Source organism: Aerosakkonema funiforme FACHB-1375 (genome assembly GCF_014696265.1).
Taxonomy (GTDB): Bacteria; Cyanobacteriota; Cyanobacteriia; order Cyanobacteriales; family Aerosakkonemataceae; genus Aerosakkonema; species Aerosakkonema funiforme_A.
Genome location: NZ_JACJPW010000061.1, coordinates 20,845 through 43,144 on the forward strand (window position 1 = coordinate 20,845; position 22,300 = coordinate 43,144).

The 22,300-nt window shown below is 45.2% G+C and carries 17 protein-coding genes; 5 read left to right on the forward strand and 12 right to left on the reverse strand.

Annotated features, from left to right (window positions below; translation table 11 throughout):
* Positions 1–36 precede the first annotated feature (36 nt).
* The 10 genes from H6G03_RS21975 to btpA all read right to left on the reverse strand — a co-directional run bounded on the left by H6G03_RS21975 (position 37) and on the right by btpA (position 14,030).
* The gene (locus H6G03_RS21975) at positions 37–1,326 is read right to left on the reverse strand and encodes a lipopolysaccharide biosynthesis protein (RefSeq protein WP_190468449.1); all 1,290 of its coding nucleotides are present in this window, start codon (positions 1,324–1,326) and stop codon (positions 37–39) included.
* Between the two features lie 36 nt (positions 1,327–1,362).
* Positions 1,363–2,355 (reverse strand): glycosyltransferase family 2 protein, encoded by a 993-nt coding sequence (locus H6G03_RS21980; RefSeq protein WP_190468454.1) that lies wholly within the window; start codon positions 2,353–2,355, stop codon positions 1,363–1,365.
* A gap of 36 nt (positions 2,356–2,391) precedes the next feature.
* Positions 2,392–3,732, reverse strand: coding sequence for an O-antigen ligase family protein (locus tag H6G03_RS21985; RefSeq protein WP_242060446.1), 1,341 nt, complete (start codon positions 3,730–3,732; stop codon positions 2,392–2,394).
* A gap of 212 nt (positions 3,733–3,944) precedes the next feature.
* On the reverse strand, positions 3,945–4,688 hold the full coding sequence (locus H6G03_RS38925; protein WP_322111952.1) for an acyltransferase: 744 nt from the start codon (positions 4,686–4,688) through the stop codon (positions 3,945–3,947).
* A 72-nt stretch (positions 4,689–4,760) separates the two neighbouring features.
* Positions 4,761–6,179, reverse strand: a complete 1,419-nt coding sequence (locus H6G03_RS21995) for a glycosyltransferase (protein ID WP_190468460.1) — start codon at positions 6,177–6,179, stop codon at positions 4,761–4,763.
* Between the two features lie 111 nt (positions 6,180–6,290).
* Complete coding sequence (locus H6G03_RS22000; RefSeq protein ID WP_190468464.1) at positions 6,291–7,952, reverse strand: alkaline phosphatase family protein; 1,662 nt, start codon at positions 7,950–7,952, stop codon at positions 6,291–6,293.
* Between the two features lie 332 nt (positions 7,953–8,284).
* Positions 8,285–9,775 (reverse strand): GumC family protein, encoded by a 1,491-nt coding sequence (locus H6G03_RS22005; RefSeq protein WP_190468467.1) that lies wholly within the window; start codon positions 9,773–9,775, stop codon positions 8,285–8,287.
* A 206-nt stretch (positions 9,776–9,981) separates the two neighbouring features.
* Positions 9,982–11,649: an alkaline phosphatase family protein gene (locus H6G03_RS22010; protein ID WP_190468470.1), complete on the reverse strand. Its 1,668-nt coding sequence runs from the start codon at positions 11,647–11,649 to the stop codon at positions 9,982–9,984.
* Between the two features lie 471 nt (positions 11,650–12,120).
* Positions 12,121–13,074 carry a vitamin K epoxide reductase family protein gene (locus tag H6G03_RS22015; protein ID WP_190468473.1) on the reverse strand — a complete coding sequence of 318 codons (954 nt, stop codon included), beginning with the start codon at positions 13,072–13,074 and terminating at the stop codon, positions 12,121–12,123.
* Positions 13,075–13,175: 101 nt separating this feature from the next.
* On the reverse strand, positions 13,176–14,030 hold the full coding sequence (gene btpA, locus H6G03_RS22020; protein WP_190468475.1) for a photosystem I biogenesis protein BtpA: 855 nt from the start codon (positions 14,028–14,030) through the stop codon (positions 13,176–13,178).
* Between the two features lie 666 nt (positions 14,031–14,696).
* Between btpA and rimO the strand changes: the two genes are divergently transcribed.
* Together rimO and H6G03_RS22030 are read left to right on the forward strand one after the other, a co-directional pair.
* A complete protein-coding gene (gene rimO / locus H6G03_RS22025) occupies positions 14,697–16,028 on the forward strand; it encodes a 30S ribosomal protein S12 methylthiotransferase RimO (protein ID WP_190468478.1) in 1,332 nt (443 codons plus the stop codon).
* 108 nt (positions 16,029–16,136) lie between these two features.
* A complete protein-coding gene (locus H6G03_RS22030) occupies positions 16,137–17,615 on the forward strand; it encodes a DEAD/DEAH box helicase (protein ID WP_190468480.1) in 1,479 nt (492 codons plus the stop codon).
* Positions 17,616–17,783: 168 nt separating this feature from the next.
* Here the strand turns inward: H6G03_RS22030 and H6G03_RS22035 are convergent, their stop codons facing one another.
* Complete coding sequence (locus H6G03_RS22035) at positions 17,784–18,299, reverse strand: methyltransferase family protein (protein ID WP_190468483.1); 516 nt, start codon at positions 18,297–18,299, stop codon at positions 17,784–17,786.
* A 61-nt stretch (positions 18,300–18,360) separates the two neighbouring features.
* Positions 18,361–19,323: an aldo/keto reductase gene (locus tag H6G03_RS22040; RefSeq protein ID WP_190468486.1), complete on the reverse strand. Its 963-nt coding sequence runs from the start codon at positions 19,321–19,323 to the stop codon at positions 18,361–18,363.
* A gap of 190 nt (positions 19,324–19,513) precedes the next feature.
* Between H6G03_RS22040 and H6G03_RS22045 the strand changes: the two genes are divergently transcribed.
* From H6G03_RS22045 to H6G03_RS22055, 3 genes are all read left to right on the forward strand, one after another.
* A complete protein-coding gene (locus tag H6G03_RS22045) occupies positions 19,514–20,944 on the forward strand; it encodes a BCD family MFS transporter (RefSeq protein WP_190468491.1) in 1,431 nt (476 codons plus the stop codon).
* 107 nt (positions 20,945–21,051) lie between these two features.
* Positions 21,052–21,387, forward strand: a complete 336-nt coding sequence (locus tag H6G03_RS22050; protein WP_190468494.1) for an alpha/beta hydrolase family protein — start codon at positions 21,052–21,054, stop codon at positions 21,385–21,387.
* A gap of 67 nt (positions 21,388–21,454) precedes the next feature.
* On the forward strand, positions 21,455–22,270 hold the full coding sequence (locus H6G03_RS22055) for an inositol monophosphatase family protein (RefSeq protein ID WP_190468496.1): 816 nt from the start codon (positions 21,455–21,457) through the stop codon (positions 22,268–22,270).
* The last annotated feature ends 30 nt before the right edge of the window (positions 22,271–22,300 follow it).

Consider the following 22,300-nt stretch of genomic DNA (forward strand, 5'->3'; position numbering starts at 1 on the left):
CACCCTAACTTTTTCAAATTTTACACTTCAGTTAATTTATTTTACGGGTGTGCTTTTCTTAGCACCAAAAACGTATCTGTTTGCCCAAATCACGAAGAAAGGCATGAATATTGCATGGGTTACCAAAACGCTGATAGCAACTCCCAAAGCTTGCCATTTAACTCCTATTAGCAAGCCAATTGCAAAAATCATCGTGAATAGAAGATTGCCTTGCAAGCTTAAGTTAGGTTTATCGATCGCTGCGAAAAGATTAGTAGCAGCTAGGAAAAAAGGACGAGGTATTGCTGATAAGCAAATTACGATCAAAATAGGAATTGCCACTACCCATTTTTGGCCAAAGATTATAGGTACGTATATGGGAGCCAAGCTAGATTGCAACAATACTAAGGGAAACATGATGGAGGCGATCGTTTTGAGACCGCTAAAATACCTTCTCTCAAACTCTACCCAATTAGACCTTACGGCACAAATGTGGGGATACAATGCTGTGGTAATAGATTGGATGACACTTAAACTAATTCCTAAACCTGCATTAAAGGCAAAGAAATATATTCCCAGTTCTTTCACTCCTAAAAATCGACCGATGATTAAATAATCTAAATTATTTCTTAAAGTCGCTAACATCCCAATGCCAATAAAGTTGACGCCAAACTTAAAAATTTCCCACCATCTTTCTGTGGTAAAACCTTTAGTACGACGCCAAGGATGATTGTATATACATACGAGCGCATCTATAGGAGCGGCGATAATCCTGGGTAGTACGATCGCCCACATCCCCAAGCCCATAATTGCAAATATTGCCGTTAAAATATTGCCGATCGCTAATTGAATTGTCCCGCTTATTGCTGTGATTTTTAGCCGATTTTCCCTTTGGATAAGAGCTGCTTGTATTCTGCCTATGGGAGTAATTAAATAAACAATTGCCATCGAACAAATTGGCATAATTAGTTGATTGTCATGATAAAACCAAGCAACAGGAAAAGCGACAATGCACTGAATAAAAAATACACCAAAACAAACAAGCCAATTTAACCAGTATGCACCGTTGCATATAGATTCCAATTTCTCTCGATCGGCTTGGATAACTTTACCGGCAATCCCAATTCTAGTTAAGACTTGCGTAAACTCATAAACTGTCAAAACCAAAGCTGCTAACCCATAATCATAAGGAGATAAACAGCGAGCCAAAATGATAGTTGTTGCTAGCCGAAAAACGCGATTAATTAATTCTGCACCGCCCAACCAACCAAGATTGCGAATAAAATCGCTATTCAGCTTAGTTTTGAGCTTACCGAGCGGTTTAGTCAATCTTGCGGTCAAAGTCATAGTTGCACCTAGAATCCTATTTTGCCAGGAAAAAAACTATACTAGATCTTGATTGCCTAGTTTAAAACGTTTGGTCGCCGAGTCAGGCAATAATTTCCCAAGAAATTGGGTAAAGTTAACAGAAAAATTATAGGGAAGCAGTCGCATTAATCCGAGCTTTACCACTAAACGCAGAGTCTGGCGGTCTAGCAAAATCTTTGGATAGGATCGCATCGCCTTTTGCAATTTCTGACTGGCCAGTTTTACTCCTCGATCATCCTGAACGTGAGCTATACATAGCTGTGCCAGGAAGCGATAAGTAGTTGCCAAACTACGCTTTTTAAGATATTGCATATCTGGTGGTGCAGCCTGAAATGCTCTTGCCGTCACCGTCAGTATGTATTTTTCCATGACATCAACTTTAGATGTCATCGACTGGGAAGACCGACGGTAAAGAATTTGGTATTTAGGAACCAAAACAAAAGGACACAGAGCTGCTAAACGTATGTAATAATCCCAATCTTCAGCAGATTTAAGAGTTGGGTCGAACTTTCCTGCTTTCTCAATAAATTGCCTGCGAGCGAGGATATTAGAACCGCTGGAAATAAAATTTTTAATTAGCAGTTCGGGATAAACATTTCCTTCGTAGTAAAGCGGTGACCACGCATATAAAAATTCGCTTTTTTCGTTTATAAAAGCAGTCCAACTGTAAACTACTCCTGCTTCGGGATGATGTTGTAAAGCGGCTAGCTGTAACTCCAACTTATCCGGTGTCCACAAGTCATCTGCATCGATGAAAGTGATGTATTCTCCAGTAGCGCGATCGATCCCGCGATTGCGAGCAACTGGCAATCCACCATTTTCATAAGAAAAAACTTTCAGCCGCGAATCTTCTATTTTACTCAACAGTTCTAGAGTTGAGTCAGTCGAACCGTCATTGATGACGATCGCTTCAAAATCTGAGAAAGTTTGTTGCTGTAATGACTGAATAGTTTCTAAGATGGTTTTCTCAGCATTGTAAGCGGGAATAATCACAGATACAACTGGCATATATACATCCTCCTTCGCGAGCGAAACTTTTTTGAATTATGACAATATATTGAAACTAACTTTTTCTTTGAACGCTATCCCCATAATTACCAAAGCAGGCCAATAAACATAGATCAGAGACTCTATATTTTCAGCAAAAGAGTAGAAAAATAAAACTAAAACCACACCTAACGCTATCTTAGCGAGGTCGCTTTTCTGAGCCTTGATAAAAAACTCGATAAAAGTCCATATTAGAGGAATTGCAAAAGCGATCAGACCTACGATCCCATTAGTGAATAAAAGCCCAAACCAAGCATGGTGGGAGCCGATCGGTTTGCCAGCCGCAACAGGCGGGCCTTTTGGTTCGGCAACTCCATGTCCCCAAATCGGTGCTTCAGTTTTCCAACGATACATAGCTAAATTACCCAAAATTTCTCTAACTCTTGAAGACCCCGCCCTTTGACCGTCAAACTGTGCTTTAAAATCTTTAGCCCAATTAATTATTTGCAGACCGAAAAGACCAGCTAAGAAGCTGATTATTCCTGTTCCCAGTTGTACGATCGGACGACTAAAATAGCATAAAACAAAATTTACTACTGGCAGAATGAGAAAACATAGTATACCCAAGCGGGAAGCCGAACCCCAAACCATAGCAGCAGCGCCAATAATACCAATCCATCGCCACTTTTTGCTAGCTTCTTTATAAGTAAGAAAGAAATATAGATCGCCTACCAGCCCCAGAGCAGGAGCCCAAGGAGTAAATAGATATAATCGGGCTTGGTGAGTTTCACCATCAACGCCATACAGGTATACATTGTAATATTCAGCACCAACTCCTCCTAATTTAAAAAGAGGAGAAACGTATAATAAAGATTTTAAATGTATGAGACTTGCTACATAACAAATGGGAATAATAATTAAACTTTGCAGGCAAACGATACAGATGGCTCTATAAATTAATTGCGGTCTGATCTTGAGGCATCCTATTAAAGGGAACAAGGCAAAGAGAGCCCAAGTTCTGATAAAAAAATTGATACTTGATTTAATAGTTTTAAAAAGGCTCATATCGAAGTCCAAATGAGCCGCAACTAAAGCCACCTCCATAAATAGCATACAAATAATCCATACCCAAATACCAATAGGTATGGTAATTCTTTCTTCAGGTGGAGTGTCTTCGGTTTGATTCCAGAGTTTTTTGCACAGGTAAAAGGCTAAGAACCAAGCCAGTCCCGGTGCTAATAAATGCTGCGCTCCCATCAAGTACAGGATATAGATTCCTGTGATGGAATACCAAACTATTTTTTCTTCAAAATTTTGCGGATAAATTCCCGAAGTTTTTCGTCGTTGGGTTGAACTTTTATCTGATTTTATCAAGCCTGCAAAAACAGAATTTGTCATAAGTTAAACTTTCACAATGGCAGTGATACGCAACGACAAATATTGCATGGTTTTTAGTTGCTGAATTAACGAATGAAAAAACAAAACAACACCTTTTATGTATTATAAATTTTTGTGCAATCTCTGCATCAGCCTTGCGGATGATTAGGCGATGCTGTTGTGCGATCGCCTGCTAGCTATTCAGCACTATATAATCGCTTCAACCACCTGTATCAAACTAATTTTTCCAGATAGTTTCTTTGCGATTCTATGTCGATGTTTTGAAATTCATTATCTTCAGAATTTCCCGTTTTGTTAGGACTAACATCGCGCTTACCAACCACCTTAGCAGGCACACCAACTGCAATAGAATAAGGAGGTATATCTTTAGTAACTACTGCTCCCGCACCAATTACGCTACCTCGACCGATCGTAACTCCATCTAACACTTTCACACCACTACCTAACCAGCAATCGTCCTCAATTACAATGCCCTTGTAAGTGTGTCCTTGCTGTACGATCGGCACTGTCGGATCGGTAAAAACGTGATTGTTGGCAAAAATCCCTACATGAGGTGCGATCAAACAATACTTGCCAATTTTAATATCCCGACCCGTCATACAAGTATAAGGGCCGATCGAAGTGTAATCGCCAATCTCAATATAGCCACTGCCGCCCGAATGCAGTTTGAGATCGGCTGCACGATTCAGGCGTACCCAATCGCCAATCCGAATTTTACTATCTCGGCCAACATTTCTGAGTCGAACATAGCGATCGATCTTCACTCCCTCCCCAATTTCAGTACGATCGGCATTGACAAATTCCACACCAGGTTCAATTTGTACAGATTTACCCAAACCTGCGAAAATATTACGGTATAGTACTCTTCGCAAAACTCTACCCGGCTTCAGCGGAATCCATCCTACCAAAGTAGTTATTAAAGCTTCTTTCAAGTAAAGTAACCGTAAATTAGTCACCGAATTTTTCCTGCCCATGATATTGCACCTTTGACTGATATCGACGCTCAAAAACCACCTTAAATATCCCTGCTATAGCGGCTGTAACTGCAAACTTGCACCCACATTATAAGCCGCCAATTCAGACCGCTCTGCCAAAATACTTTGATAAAGCGTTAAAGAATCTACTGCTTCCATACTAATAGTTCGCACAGGTTGAATCCCTTGACGAAGTTTATACAGCAAATCGGGATTTAAAGCTAACTGAGCAAAAGCATCAGCCCACGCTTTGACATCGCTGGCTGGCACTAACAATCCATCAACGCCATGCTTCACTTTTTCCGCAATTCCCCCCAGTTTGGAACCCACTACAGGAACGCGATAAGCATGACCTTCCAATACCACCACAGGCCCTGTTTCCAACCATTGCGACGGGACAGTTAGCACATCAAAACCTGACAGCGCCGCACCTAATTCTTCCCTTTTTAATTGTTTGGCTACCCGAATGCGCGGATCGTCACCAATGCGAGATAAAACTTGTTTTCGATACTCATCATTGCTGGCAACGCCGTGAATAATTAATTCGATCGGCACATCAGATGGCAGGGATTTGACTGCTTCTACGATGATATGAATTCCCTTAGTCCGATCCCAGCGACCTAAGAAACCAACTTTTAAAGGTTCTCCAGGTTTTTTAGGCTGTAAAACTGTTTGTTTGTAAGCATCGGCAAAAGATTCCGCAATGCCGTGTCTCAACAAGAAAAGCTTTTCTCTAGGTATGCCATTAATCGTCAAAGCTTCGCCAACCCATTCTGACATTACCACAATGCGATCGGCATATTTCGCCATCTCTTGCAAACCCTGCAAACGCGCCGCCGCAAAACCAGGAATCGCAATCGGCTTAAGCAAAGCATTAGCAGTTTTTTCGATCGACCCCGGCGCTTTCTCCAAACGGCGCATCACCCCTGCTGCTGCTTGACTTACACCCACAGGTAAATAGCTCAAACTTTTCACAACTGAAGCTGGCAGATTTTGGGAAACACCGCAACAATAACCGCACCGCACCGGATCGATTTTGCCGTCGCACGCTTCTTCCCCATTCAGCATTAATGTTTGGCGTTGGCAAATTGGCTGAGGCAATCTTACCGATACCGCAGTTCCCATCCCTAATTCTTTAGCCAAACGCAGATGAGGCAAACCGCACTTAGGAGTCCATTGGTGTTGGTGGTAAATATCTGCTTTTTGTTCCTTCAACCAACGAGCGAAATGCTCAAAACCGCCGTGAAAAGATGCACCGTGATTTGGTTCTGGTTTTGGCGTAGGAAATACTGGATAGCGATAAACTTCTACTCCCTTATAAGTGTAAAAGTCTTCTTTAGGTTCATCGCCAGATGCCGCCACCTTGCTCTCTACTCCCATAGCTTGCAGCACGGGCATAATTTCACTCAGGTGGATGTGAATTCCGCCACAACTTTCCGGGAAATAGCGAGCAACTGCTTGAATGGTTTTCATAAATCTAAGATTTTTGCAATTCAACTTTACTGACAATCTTTTTTAAAGAAAGGGCTTGCGATTTATATTTTGCTCAACAAGCCCCGTTGTTGTGAGTTGAGTTGACTCACATCAAGCAAAAACTTTTACCGACAGTAAAGGTTTACCATCCATATATTCTGGAATCGGTGCATCCAGCAATTCCAAAATAGTGGGAGCTAAATCTACTGCGTGTCCTTCTTTCAAAGTAGAACCAGCTGCAATTCCAGGGCCCTTCACCGTTACAAATCCTCTCGCACGATGAGCGCCAGTGCGATTAAAAGGAATAGGGCCGATGCGACCGAATTTGGGACTATCTACCACATCTACAGCCCAATCTTCCCACATGACAACTAAGTCTGCATTTGGTAATTTGGGGTTGTCATCGTAGGGATTTTCGCGAGTACGCACAACACCCTTAACAATTGGCTTGCCGTTTCTAGCATCTTTGAGTTGATGCAATTGTTCGATCAACTCATCGCAGACAGCCTTGTATTCAGAAGCAGAAACAACACCTTGAGATTCCCTTCCTTGTACGTTGAGGCGGATATAGCCATCAGAGAAACCGGGGATATAAAATGCTTTCATCTGCGGCCAGTATGGTTGATACCACTTGGAGGGATGCCAGCTAAACAACTCGGTTTGAGGAGAACCAGTCACTTTGGCTATTTTCTGGTAAAGTTTGCTCAGATATGGCTTAAAGCGACCGGGAAGTGCTGGTTCTACAAAGCGTAAGAATCGGGCTACCCGGTCTGGGTCGTTCTTGAAAGCGTGCAGCTGTTTGTACCAGCTTTCTTTGATATTTTTTGGTGTCAGCGGCGCAGGCGGCGTCATTCCCATTTCTTGCGACTTCAGCAAGGATTTGCCGGGGAAGCTAAACCGATACAGGAATTCCGGTAGCACGACCATGCTCAGTAAATCTGCGGAGTTCGTACCCTGACCGTGAGCGGAAAAGACCATGATGTGGGCATCTTCTGGAGCTTCCGCTAAGATTTCTCCCAGAGACTCGTCTACAGCTTCAAAGTATTCGAGCAGGGGATCTTTGTCCGGAGTGGCGGTGTACTTGTAAAGCGGGTGATCTTTTTGGCTGAGGTGCCAGAAGTAGTGCTGGAAGGTGTGAGTTTCGCCAATCACAGTCAAGAACAAATTCCAAGGTTCCCGACTCAGCAAGTCTTTCGTAATCGCTGTGCGACGCTGGAGTCCGAGTTCCATTTCTCGCTTTAGTTTGGCTACCGATGCTGGGTTGTACCAATCAGAGCGATCGTTATGATGGAATGTATCGGCTGGATGGTCTCCGTATTTCCCGATCAGTTCCTCAAGTAGCCCTTCCGGTTGAGAACCGCGATCGATCATGGGAGCGTGAGCGCCCCAAGCTAAAGCTTGTAAGCCATTTACTCGATCGGAAATTGTCGTCTGAGGTACATCGAATACTGCTACCCGATACTTATCTCCCAGCGCATAAAATGGGGAAATTTCTCGATAATCGTAGGCTCCATGTGCGCCCAAAGTTTTTGTTTGATAGGTTTTTGGATTAAACTCGAATTTAGACCAATAACCTGTTTTGAACGGAAGACAACCTGTTAAAAAGTTTGTCCAAGCGGATTCGCCTTTGTAATAATCCATGTTTTTCAGGCGTCCGTAAGTTCCTTGCTCTATCAGCTTGCGAAGGTTTTTCAGATGCCCCTGCGCCATCCATTCTTCCAACAAAGTAGGCTCGGCTGAATCTAATCCAATAGCAATGACGTTGTTTTTCACAATCTACTCCTACTTCAATCTATGTGTTTATAAATTTCCTGAAGTCGATAAATCAATAAATTTTAGGAACAATCTTGCCTATAAGCTTTTGATGCTCCCTTGACGATTTCCCCTCAGTACACTGTGTCTGGGGAATTGCGTAACTAAGAACCGATGTTAGTCAATACGTGGAAATACTGCAATCACTTAAGGGTGTTCTTTACCTATTCTTTAAAAAAGTCCCTAGTTTGTGATTTAATTGCTAAGTTTGCGTCAAAATTTTCATACAAATGCAGGGAGGGGGAGAGGGCTGAGGGGCTGGGAATAGGGAAAATTTTGACTTTTGACTTTTTCTAGCCCCTCTTGCCATTACTGCTATTACCGTTACTGGCAAGCTCCAAAACCTCCGGTACAGTCGTCGGTATGTAAGTAGTTTCCGAGGGTATAGAGTCAACTCGTTTGGCCGATCGCTTCTGACGTTGCCGCAGCCAAAGCAATACCATTCCGTTCGTGCAAAAAACCGAACCTAAAGCCGCACCAGCCAAAACAAATATCTTCTTCGGGCTCGCCGCCACCTGCGGTAAACTGGGCTCGGAGAAAACTTGAATTTGAGGATAAGCCGCAGAAACAGTGGATTTACCGAGATCTAATCGGGCGAGGGTAGAAGAAAATACGGCTTCGGCAGTTCGCACATCTCGTTCCAGACTTGCCAACGCAGACTCTTTTTGGGCTAGTGTTTTGAGTCTATTTTCTAAGAGAACGATCTGTCGGTCTAATGCCTGCGCTTGTGCCTGGAAACCTTCTTGTTCTGCTTGCGCTGTCACTAAGTCTTGGGAGAGAGCCGTCTTTGCCGAGGCAGATTGCGTATTATTTAGGTTGAGTTGGTTTAGCTCTCCCAGACTAACCGATCGCCCTAAAAGAGTACTGGCCCGATTCAGCAGCGCTGCTTGTGCCGCATCGCGCTTCGCCATTTCGTCAATTACGGCTGGATGATTAGGCAAAAATTTGGCGTTCAAACTGATTAAAGCTGCATTAGACGCGCTGTAATCTTGCAGCGACTTTAAAATTACCGGGTCTGTCTGGAGAGAAAAAGCGTCTCCCGCTTGCTTTGCAGACAAATTTAAATTGGCAGCTAGCTGAACAGCACGCGCATTAGCTTGTTGCTGTTGAGCGATCGCCTCGGATCTCTGTTTGCGTAGCTGTTCGATCGTATTTGTTAACTCTTTAATTTGATCGGCAGAATTTAAAATTGAATTAGCTTTGTATTCTGAAAGCCTTTGCTGTGCTGCTTTCAGCTTATTTTCCGATAACAGGAGCGTCTTCTTTAAGAGTTCATCCTGCTGATCGACCTGTTTATTTCTTAGCTCTATAATCTTCGTTTGCAGTGCTTTCAGGAGAGCAGAGGTTTTTTGTTGAGCTTGTGCGGGATTTTCCCCAGACAGCTCGATCTTCATAATCGTGGTATTTGCTATTGTTGTTACTCGCGGTTGACCAAACTCAGACCCTGACATATTTAGCTCTTGCGATGCCGCCTTCATCACCTCTCTACTTGTGAGCAGAAATTTATAGTTTTCTCTAGGATCTTGAGAAGAGATTAGATACGGAGATTCGCTAGAAGCAGATGCTTGCCCAATACCCGGTACGTTAACATTAGTAGACGAGTTTGCGACAGGCAAACTGATTGCAAAATCACTCGTATAGCTTGGCGATTTAACTTTTAAATAAACTAATGCTAAGCCCCAAATGGCAGCATTAATAGCTATACCCACTGCTAAGTAAAACGGCCAAGTAGGTTGCACCGCTGACTTGGAAGAGGATTGAGGAATAGTGAGTAACTGTGTCATCACTAAATTGTGAGCCTCGATTTACAACTAGGCTTAGGCAGATATTTTATATGATATTTGCACTAAGCTTACATCGGTCTAAAGAATGATGATGCGATCGCAAGCAAACTTTTGATTGTGTTTTAGCGGATGCGATCGCGAACTCCTATCCAAATTACAGGCAGAGCAAGATTAAAAAAGTTCGAGCTACACTACTCCAGCCAAATTTATACTAACAATGCAGCAACCGCTCTTTGCAGCATCGGCTTGCCCTCAAAATGTTGAGGAATACTGGCACCCATCAAATCTAAAATAGTGGGAGCCAAATCTAGAGCGTGACCGATCGGCAGCTCGTCACCAGCAGCAATATCAGGCCCATGAGCTAGCAAAAATCCCCTAGCGCGATGACTGCCAGTACGATGAAAAGGCACCGGCCCAATGCGTCCGAAATCAAGGCTATCTACCACATCGGTTGTGAAGTCATCTTGCCAGATTACCACCAAGTCAGCATCAGGAAGTTTGGGGTCGCAGTCGGTCGCACTTTGGCGAGTCCGCATAATTTTTTGCACCATCGGCTGACCGCTGCGACCATCTTTGAGACGGTAAAGTACCTCGCAAATTTCATCGCAAACAGCATTATATTCAGATGGTGCTACTATTCCATTCGGTTCGCGTCCTTGTAAATTGATGCGGATATACCCTTCCGAATAGCTGGGTAGCGCGAAAGCTTTCATTTGCGACCAGAAAGGTTTGTACCAAAGCGCCGGTTGAAAATATTGCGGTTCCGACTGCTCGAGCAACTCGAAAGGCGAAACTAAATCCGGTTGTTGGCGAAGACCCAAAAACGACTCCAAGCGGTTAAATACTTTCAGAGGCAGATTCGCTCTCAAAAACATTTTCCAAGGCGAGTCGTCTTTTAAATTCCAAAGCGTTCTCAGCCAGCACTTCTTGGCACGTTTGCTCATAATTGGCGCTCCCGGATTTGTTCCCGCTTTACCTCGCGCCAGCCCAAATTTTCCTGGAAAACTGTAACGATACATCAGTTCCGGCAAAAATACCATGCTGGGCAGATCCATCACATTGGCACCCATACCGTGAGCGGCAAAAACTACCACATTAGCGTTTTCTGGTGCCTTGCTGACAATATCGCCGATCGCATTATCTATAGCTTCAAATATTTCCAGCAGAGCATCACCTTTGTACTGAGATCCCACAGATTCATAGAGAGGATGATCCGTCGTCGGACTCAAATGCCACAGATAATGTCCCGCCGAATGAGTTTCCCCAAAAATAGTCAAAAATAAATCCCAGTCCTCCCGTTGCAGTAGATCCTGACAAATCTCCGCACGCCTTTTAATACCGACTTCCATATCTTTCTTGAGACGGATGAGAGCTTCCACATCCAGCGTGTTGGCATTATCTTTGTTGAGCGTAGGATGTTCGCCGTACTTGCCAATCAGCTCGCCTAAGAGTTCCGGCGGTTGAGAATGGCTGGGAGTTAGAGGAGAGTGCGCTCCCCAAGCTAAAACCTGTATACCGTTGGCTTCCTGAGCAAGGGTAGATTGAGGCATATCGAAGACCGCTACCCGGTACTTTTCCCCCAAGGCATAGAATGGTGGGAACTCCCCAAAATCGTAGGCGTTAACTTCTTCGACATCATAGCTGCCTTCGCGAAGTTTCACCGGTGCCCAATACCCTGTTTTTTCCGGCGAACAACCGGTGAGAAAAGTTGTCCAGGGAGTTTCTGCCCTGTAGTAATCGAAGGTGTCTAAATGGGTATATGCTCCCTGTTCCCGCAAGCGACGCAGATTTTTGAGATGCCCCTGAGACATCCAGTATTCGATCGTCACTGGGTCTGCTGCGTCCAATCCAATAGCAATAACCGGGCGTTTCATAGTTCTACTGAAGAAAGATCTCGACTGGAATTGTTACTTTTGTGATGTTAGGCGTAAACATTTTGTCATCTAGGCCAGTTTGCTACTAAGTATTCTTTGGTAAGTTACGTAAGTAGTAGCCAGCTTGAGTAAGTAAATCTTCGGTAATAATAACTAACACCCAGAAAATATGGCTATCGCTTATAAGTGCCTTTACTGAATCTTTATATTGAGTGGTGTTTTTTACTGAAGTTGTTAAGTTGCGATGAAGCAACTGACTTAATTTAGGTACGTGAAATTTTGGCGGTAACTTACAGGTATAGTGTCAGATCAACTCGCTTTCCCACTATAAATAACGAAAAGCTGGATACACCTGAATACTGTTCGGTTACGTATGATACGTAATATGGGATTAACCGTAGCCTAAAAAATAACTCCTACAGCTAAGCCGTAGGAGTCTCAAAACCCAGAAAAACTTCTGCTTTTGTCTGTTTAGCGCCCCGGAAGCAAGTTTTTGAAGTTACGAGGCCCTTTATAGCCGGTTAGGTCGGCAAGTTTATTCAAATCTTGTACGCCTTCATAGAATTGACCGTTAATTTCCCAAGTTGGATAACCTTTAATACCGGCAGATTGGCACAGCTGTGGCCGAGGGTTTTTGCCTTTGGGGTCGCACTCAACATAATCTAATTCAGCAGCAGCTTCCTTACCAAACAATTCTTTTTGCTCGTGGCAGTGAGGACACCAGTAAGCTCCGTACTCTTTTGCGCCTGCTTCTTTGAGATAACGCGCTAAAGCGATTTCTGCTGGGCCAGAAGTGTTTTTAATTGGAAAACCAACTTGTCCGCCACCATCGGCGGTAACGTCCCCACTTCCAGCAGGTGCCTTGGCGCTGGCATAAACGCCTAGCGTACCAATTAGTGCTATCATCCCCACCACAATGCCGATAAAAAACAGTTGGCCTAAGTCTTCCCAAGTGTGGCCTAAGAGGATAATTACAAATAGAGCAATTGAGAATATCGTTGAGGCCAGACAGTACAGACAAAAAGCCTTGATCTCAAAAGCCATTAAATAAAAGAGATAGCCGCTAAAAAACAGCATAGCGGTTCCACCCGCAAATAGCCCCAGCCATGTCCATTTTTCTACCTGAGAGCGCAGACCTTTCTGTTCTTGCGGATTGAGCGGCAGGGGGGCTATTGCCAGAGCGCCCATCCCAGCGTAGGCTAGGAACCCAAACACAGATAGGGGAATGCCAAAAACTTTGGCATACTCGCTCCGCAGGACAGCTTCGCAGTTAATCGCACCAGATGTGGGGCACAAAGCTTCTTTAACTACTCCCCACTCAACCAAAGTTAAATAGGTTGTGTCTAAGATACCTAAAACGGCGATCGCTGCAATCAGGATACGAGACCAGCGATGAATCCAAGGGGTTGAACGTCGGCGAGTCATAAAATTATCAACTTTTGCTATCTCATCTACATCTGGCTGTTACTTTGCCAAGGATCGCAATTCCATTTTGACTCATGCTGCCCCAAGCCAGCCGATGCGAGTTATTTCTGTGAATGCAGTTTAACCGAGGTGGAAGGCTGCGGCTGAGATTTAAGCGATATACTCCTTCGCGCTGCTTCCACAAATTGGCTGACGCGAATCGGATCGATCGGCTGGTCCCGGCGTCCGTGTCGCTTCAGCGAACTGGAAACGATCGCGCCATCAGCTGCCTGCATCAGGGTAGAAATATTTTCCCAATTGGCTCCGCTACCGATAAACACCGGCGTTCCGTTTGCTGCCGCTCTTGCCAGTTCCAGATCTTCTAAACTGGGAGGGCTGCCTGTGGCCCAACCTGACAAAATTACCGCATCGGCTAAACCCCGCTCGATCGTATCTTGCACCGCTACCGTAAGATTGGGAGAACCGAGAGGCCGTGCGTGCTTTACCAATACATCTGCCAATATTTTGATATCGCTGCCTAACTCACGCCGATACCGCAGCAGTTGATGTGCCTGTCCTTCAATCAATCCTTGGTCGGTGGCCATCACCCCGGTCAGGACGTTGACCCGGATAAACTGAGCTCTCACACAAGATGCGATCGCCATACTACTGCGAGCGTCGTTACGTAAAACGTTGATTCCGATCGGCACCGTTATCAAATTCATCAGTCGATCGACGATCAGCGTCATGGCACTCACCACCGCTGGGTCTACCTGGCCGTTTGTAAACGGCGCATCGAAAAAGTTCTCTACCATAATGCCATCTACGCCTCCAGAAGCTAAGGCCGTTGCCTCTTGCTCGGCGCGATCGATCGCAGCTTTTAGGCTACCCCCCCAGCGGGCCGATGTGGGTAGCGGCAATAAATGAACGACTCCAATAATAGGATGCAGCGTTTTGAAAATCTGTTTTAAGTCCACCTGATTTACTATTCCGACTCACCGGCAAAGTCAGTCTACCCTTTTCACCACATTCGAGTACTTTCGTCAACTATTTACTCAAATTTATCTACCAAATCAAAATGGCAGAAATTCGGTGCAGGAGGGCGACTCAAGGAACCTGCGCTCTAAGTAGATTCCTTTTACCGATCTTAACAGGGTTGATGTCCTTCCCACTCCAAGCCCTCCTGGAATATATCTTTCCCTCTGGCATCACAATTGCACTGAAGGAGTGGGGGAGTGGGGGAGTGGGAGAGTGGGGGAGCGGGGGAGTGGGGGAATAAATGTTTTCGCTCTTCCCTCTTCGCTCTTCCCTCTCCCTCCTCCCCTAGCCCCTAACCCCTAACCCCTAACCCCTAACCCCGACCCCCTAGAAAAAAAAATTTTGTTGAGATATGTTGAGATTGTTAATTTTGCGTTATGATTCATATTACTGACACGGTGCGATTGCTCTAAGGCGTAAGCTCACCATTGAGGTACGCGACGCCTATACGCTTGCTTGGCTTGTTCATTGCAGTAGCGTGTTGAAGGAAGCAATCTATCGCGCCGTTGAAGGTCGCACGAACGCAAAGCAATGCAGTGACTAGAAACTGTAATGCTAGCACAGAGCGACCGATAACGACCTGACAGACCCTTCTCAATTCGCTAATGCCATTTCAAACAGTAGGCCGAAAGCCAACAATTGCCATCTCACATCTGGGTTGTGAAAAAAACCGCATAGACACGGAACATATGCTGGGACTGCTAGTGGAAGCAGGATACCAGGTAGATACCAACGAAGAATTAGCCGATTACGTCATTGTTAACACTTGCAGCTTTATCCAGGCAGCACGAGAAGAATCTGTGCGTACCCTGGTAGAACTAGCAGAAGCTAATAAGAAAATAGTTATAACTGGCTGCATGGCGCAACACTTCCAGGATAAATTACTGGATGAGCTGCCGGAAGCAGTGGCTGTAGTAGGAACCGGTGATTATCACAAAATAGTAGATGTAATTAAACAGGTAGAAGTCGGTCAGCGAGTTAAGCAGATTTCTGCACAACCGACTTACATCGCAGACGAAACGACGCCTCGCTACCGCACTACTCCAGAAGCAGTAGCTTACCTGCGCGTATCGGAAGGCTGCGATTACCGTTGTGCTTTTTGCATCATTCCCCATCTGCGGGGCAAGCAGCGATCGCGCTCGATCGAATCCATAGTTAAAGAAGCGGAAAACCTAGCCGTAGAAGGTGTAAAGGAAATTATTTTAATTTCCCAAATCACCACAAACTATGGTATAGATATATACGGTGAACCGAAGCTAGCCGAACTGCTGCGGGCTCTCGGTAAAGTCGATATTCCTTGGATTAGGATGCACTATGCCTATCCTACGGGCCTGACACCCACCGTAATCCAGGCAATGCAAGAAACGCCTAACATTCTGCCATACCTGGATCTGCCATTGCAGCACTCCCATCCGGAAATACTCCGGGCAATGAACCGTCCGTGGCAAGGTCGCGTAAACGATAAAATAATTGATACAATAAAAGAGGCTTTGCCAGAGGGAACCCTACGTACCACATTTATCGTGGGTTACCCAGGAGAAACAGACGAACAATTCGAGCATTTGGTGCAGTTCGTCCAGCGCCACGAGTTTGACCATGTAGGAGTGTTTACGTTTTCTCCAGAGGAGGAAACCCCTGCATACAGTTTGCCGAATCAATTACCCCAATCTGTGATGGACGAGCGTCGCAACATTTTGATGCAAGTCCAGCAAGCTATCTCCCTGAAGAAAAATAAAGCCGAAGTAGGGAAGGTAGTCGATGTCCTAATCGAACAGGAAAACCCAGAGACAGGGGAATTAGTAGGACGTTCGGGTAGGTTTTCACCAGAAGTGGATGGATTGGTCTACGTCAAAGGTCATGCACACTTGGGCACGATTGTCCCAGTGGCTATCCAAGACGCAGATGTCTATGACCTCTACGGTCAAACAGTTAGCTAATGGGGAATGGGAAATGGAAAATGCGAATACCATCGCCTTTTCACCAATTACCTCTTCGCCAATTAGCAATTAGCAAATATCAACGTACAAGTAACACAGACTCACTCAATGACTTTAACTTTCAAAAACTTAGGTCTTTCAGAAACACGGGTTGAACATCTAGAAAAATTAGGAATTACAACTCCGACTACAATCCAATCGCAAGCAATTCCCCAATTGCTTGCAGGTAGGGATGTAGTAGGTCAATCGCAGACTGGAACAGGTAAAACGGCAGCATTTTCTCTGCCAATTTTGGAAAGAATCGATATCGAGCGGAATGCAGTACAAGCTCTGATTCTGACCCCGACTCGCGAGTTAGCAATGCAAGTTTCGGAAGCAATTCGCGACTTCAAAGTAGATCGCAAATTGTGGATTCTGCCAGTATACGGCGGTCAATCGATCGATCGACAAATTCGCCGCTTGCAACAAGGCGTTCACATCGTTGTCGGAACGCCGGGACGGGTGCTGGATTTGTTGGAAAGAGGCGACCTCAAACTCGGTCAAGTTAGCTGGTTGGTATTAGATGAAGCCGATGAAATGCTGAGCATGGGCTTTATCGACGATGTAGAAAAAATCCTCAAACAAGTACCATCAGAACGGCAGACGGCATTTTTCTCCGCGACAATGCCACCAGCAATTCGGGAATTGGTAGCTAAGTTCTTGCGATCGCCCGTTACAGTTACTGTAGAACAACCAAAAGCCGCACCCAAGCAAATCAATCAAGTCGCTTACATGGTGCCTCGCGGTTGGACGAAAGCTCGTGCCTTACAGCCGATTTTGGAACTGGAAGACCCGGAAACAGCTCTGATATTCGTGCGGACTCGCCGTGCAGCCGCCGAACTGACCAACCAATTGCAAGCAGCCGGTCACAGCGTAGATGAATATCACGGCGACTTGAATCAACAAGCGCGGGAACGGTTATTGCTGCGCTTCCGCAATAAGCAAGTACGTTTGGTAGTTGCTACGGATATAGCGGCGCGGGGATTGGATGTAGACCATCTCACCCACGTGATCAACTATGACCTGCCGGATAGCGTCGAAAGCTACGTCCACCGCATCGGACGTACCGGACGCGCCGGACGGGAAGGAACCGCAATTTCTTTGATCGAACCTTTGGATCGGCGCAAACTGCGCTTAATTGAGCGTCACGTGCGTCAAAGCCTGGTAGTACGATCGATTCCTACCCGATCGCAAATTGAAGCGCGTCAGCTGGAAAAACTGCAAGCGCAAGTGCGCGAAGCTTTGACCGGAGAACGCATGGCTTCCTTCCTGCCTTTGGTCGCCCAACTCGGCGAAGAGTACGACGCCCACGCGATCGCAGCTGCCGCCCTGCAAATGGCTTACGATCAAACTCGTCCGGCTTGGATGCGTTCCGAAAATTACGCCGAGGAAGAAATGGAGTTTGGCACTCCCAAACCCAGGTTGAACAAGCGGTCTAAGACTTCGGAAGAATACAGTAGCGAAGAAGGCGTTTCCGCAAGTGCCAAACCCAGACTGATCCGCCGTTCTCGCACTGCTGAATCATCGAAAGTCGAACTAGGGAACTAAAAGGTAAGAGCTAAAAAGGCAAAAGTAAAGATAATCTTCCCTTTTGCCCTTGTTCTCTGGTTCCGCCAGAGAACAATTTTTCATTTTTTGGCTAAATTACGAATTTAGGGCTCCAGAACTTATCCTCCAAGCTTCTTTCCAACGAACCAAAGGCGAGTTTGCCTCTTTTTAATACAACCAAGGAATCAGTTTTTTGACTTGTTGGCTGTAATCTGAATAATCGGGATATTTTTCACTTAACCAAGTTTCTTCGCGATTAGCTTTGGCATCGAAAAAAGCAAAGATAATAACTGTTGCGATTAAATGAGATAAACTGAATTGAAATATTGTCCAACTGAGTGCGATCGCAATCACGCCGCTATAAACGGGATGTCGCACCAGACTGTAGACACCAGTTTGTACTAATTGCCCTTCTTCGATTGGATAAGGCAATGGTGTTAGCTGCTGTCCTAAATCTAGCAATCCCTTGACAAATAGTACTAATGCTGATATTGCCAATAAAGCAGCGATCGCCCAACTAAAATACAACGATTGAGAATAAGCAAGATTTAACCAAGTTGGGCGGTAAATTGGCAAAAGAATAAAGCCTACGATTAAAGCGGCTTGAAGTAAAACCCAGTATTCGCCTCGACTGTTATTGCGCCAACCTTCACGGGTGAATCCCCATTTAGAGAAGATGTTCATAAATTTACCTAGTTATTTGAGAAGGTGCGTTACGAAGACAGCTAACGCACCCTACGTAAATTTATGCTAACCAGGGACGACTGGCGTTTTCGAGCTGTGCAATTTCATCATCGCTCAGCCGCCAACCCAAAGCACCTGCATTCTGTCTCGCTTGTGCCGCTGTTTTAGCACCCGGAATGGGAATCACATCGCCTTGTGCAATTAACCAATTGAGCGCAACTTGGGCGGGTGTGCGATCGTACTTTTCGCCAAACTCCCGCAGTAGAGAGATCGCAGGTGCGATTTTTGCCAAACCGCTGCGACTGAAGCGAGAATCGAATTTGCGGGCGTCTGTCGGTTCTTTGTAATTTTCGGATGTGTACTTGCCAGTTAGCAAACCTTGTGCTAAAGGACTGTAAGCGAGGATGGTTACGCCTAACTGTTTGGCGGTAGCAACGATACCTTTACTTTCAACTTGTCGCGATAGCAGCGAATAACGCACCTGATTCGTGGCCAAAGGCACACCTCTCGATGCTAGGATTTGGTGAGCTTCGCGCATTTGTTCGGCTGAATAGTTGCTGACGCCCACTGCTGTGATTCTGCCACGCTGCACTTCATCTGCCAAGGCGTTCATCAAGGTATCTTGGCTCATGAAGAAGGCAAAAGGCCAATGTACTTGGTAAAGTGTAACGCGATCGACTTGTAGCCGTTTCAAACTTGCCGTTACCGCGTCTGAAACCGACTCTTTGGTAAATCGCCAAGGTAAGGGGCCGTATTTAGTCGCTATTTCGACTTTTTGGCCACTTTGCTGCATGAACTTACCTAATAACTCCTCTGACAGCCCCATCCCGTATACTTCTGCTGTGTCAAAGAAGTTAACGCCAGCGTCGAGAGAAGCTTGAAAAGCTTCCCAAAGCTGCGCCTCTCCGTAATTTTTGCCATAATTCCAAAACAGTTTATCACCCCAAGCCCAAGTGCCAATACACAAGGGAGTAACGCTGGGGCCATTTCGGCCTAGTGTAATAGTCTGTACTTCTGTTGCCATTTTACTTTACACTTCTTCACATATATTGAGTGTAGCGTTACGACAAAAGGCTCAACCTGGGTCGCTGACAGCTTATCTTTAAAAGAGTAACCGTATCCGACTCGTGGGGCGGCAATATTTTTAAGCTGTTCCACAAGGCAACATTTTTAGATAAAAGTTAGTTTTGTAGCGATCGTCTGTTTGAAAAACTATGTCTAGCGGTGATTTATCAGATATCAAAATAGAAGACAATCCCCAAAAATTGCCCAGACTCAATCTACCTGCGATGTTAAGACTGGGTTTATGCCAAACCGGACTGGGTATGATGTCAGTTCTTACGTTTGGCGTACTCAATCGCGTTCTGATCAGAGAATTGGGAGTACCCGCAACCCTTGCCACAGTCATTTTAGCCTTGACTTTATTTGTAGCGCCAGCGCGAGTTTGGTTCGGGCAGCTGTCAGACACCAAGCCTTTGTGGGGATATCATCGCACAGGATATGTCTGGATCGGTGCAGCCAGTCTGGCGATCGTAGCATTTATCGCCGTGCAAGTGATGTGGCAGGTGGGCGCTAGTTTGAAAGCGGAAGGCTGGACGAATCAAACCTATACCTGGACTGCCTTGCTAGCCTTTTTGTTTGCCCTTTACGGTTTGGCAGTCAGCGCTTGTTCGACGCCGTTTGCCACCCTGCTAGTGGACGTTTCCGACGAAGATAATCGCTCTCAACTGGTGGGAATTGACTGGTCAATGTTGATCGGGGGAACGATTGTCGGCGCAATTATTATTGGGGTATTGCTGAGAAAATTAACTATAAATGCGCCGATAGAGGAGTTACAGGCAGCAATTAATCGCCTGTTTCTGATTGTACCTGCGATCGTATTTGGTTTGGCTTTGCTGGGAACCTGGGGCATTGAGAAAAAATATAGCCGCTATGCCATGCGATCGACATTAGTCAACAAAGAAGCGAAAATTACTTTGGGTAGAGCTTGGCGGATCTTAACAGCCAGTCGGCAAACTCAGGTATTTTTTACCTTTCTGGTAATGATGACGCTTGGCTTATTCATGCAAGACGCCATCTTGGAAACTTATGGCGGTGATGTCTTTAAAATGCAAGTCGGGGAAACGGCGACCCTAAACGCTTTCTGGGGAACTGGCACATTATTCGGTCTACTTGGAACTGGTTTCTTTCTGGCTCCACGTCTAGGTAAACGCAATACTACCAAACTTGGGTGCTTGTTGGTAGTTGTGTCCCTAATTTGGGTGATTTTGTCGGGATTTACTCAGAATCCAAAACTCCTGCAAACGGCGCTTTTATGTTTCGGTTTGGTTTCCGGAGTAGCAACAACAGGAGCTCTGAGTTTAATGTTAGACCTGACAGCAGCAGAAACCGCAGGCACGTTTATTGGCGCTTGGGGATTGGCACAAGCTTTGGCAAGAGGGGTGGCGACAATTGCTGGAGGTGCGGTTTTAGATGTGAGTAAAAAAGTATTTCCTTCTTTAGTGCTATCTTACGGACTGGTGTTTGTGGTGCAAGGATTGGCAATGCTGTTGGCTGTTTGGTATTTGGGGAAAGTGAATGTGACCGAATTCCGCACCAACGCACGGGAAGCGATCGCAACTGTCTTGCAAAATGAGCTAGATTGAGACAATCTATTGGTATTCGTTACCGCCATTGCTGTAAAATCAACAAAGGCAGTCATTTTAAATGCCGTACATAGAAACGAGCGATCGCATCAAACTTTACTACGAAGATGAACAACGCAGATAGCTTTTTTGGCATTATGGCCAAAGATTTGATGAACACGCTGCTACCGGAAGAAATCGCCCTTTTCATAGAAGATGCAAAACAATGTCCTCCAGATCGAGCCCTTACTTTGTGGCAAGACCAAGCTCAGTCGGATTTCGGAGATTTTATTGCCAAAATCGATATTCCTTTATTGGTCATAGCTGGCAAACAAAGTAAGATTTTTCCCTCTCAATCCAATGTGTTCATTGCCAAAAACTCAATAAAGGAGAACAAATTATTTTTGAGAATAGCGGACACGCTCTTAACTACGATGAAACTGAAAGATTCAACCGGGTTTTAGCAGAGTTCGCAAAATAATCACTTTGAGAATTTACAGAAACTTGTACCGACCTAAACAAACTAAAGATATGACTAATTTTTGGGATACAGTTTTAAATTTTGCCGAGACAACTACTGCCAGAATCGGCACCAAACTGTTGGAAGATTTCGGTCGATTGCAGCCGACGCTCAAGTCAGATGGCAGTTTGGTAACATCAGCCGATAAGTGGGCGGATGAGGAAATTCGTAACGGGATATTGGATACTTTTCCCAGTCACGATATTTTAAGCGAAGAAGGAGAACACGTTTTTTCCGGTGCGGAATGGTGCTGGGTAATCGATCCCATTGACGGCACGACTAACTTTACTCGCGGAATTCCGATTTGGGGAATTTCTTTGGGATTGCTATATCAAGGAACGCCTATATTTGGCTACGTACATTTTCCCAACATCAATCAATCTTTTCACGGATACTGGCATGGCGCATCTTCTAGTGATGCTGAAAATGGTGCGTTTATGAATAAGCGCCCCATTCACACCAGTAGCGACTCACCCAGCCAAAATCAGTTTTTCAACGTTTGTGCCAGGAGTACGGCTGTTTTGCAAAAACCCGTTCCCTGCAAAATTAGAATGTTGGGAGTGACTACCTACAATTTCCTGTCTGTTGCTACTGGTGCGGCGTTGGGAGGTGTAGAGTCTACACCTAAAGTGTGGGATTTAGCGGCAGTTTGGGCTATTGTTCAGGCAGCAGGCGGTGTTTTGGTGCCGCTGACAGAAGGGTCGGTGTTTCCCCTCCAAGAAGGGGAAAACTATGGCGATCGCTCTTATCCAACTTTAGTATCTAGTAGAGCCGAACTCGTGCCGGTATTTAAACCGTTGGTGGAATATCTTGGCGAAAAGCGATGATTATTTCAGATTGCAAATTTCAGATTTCAA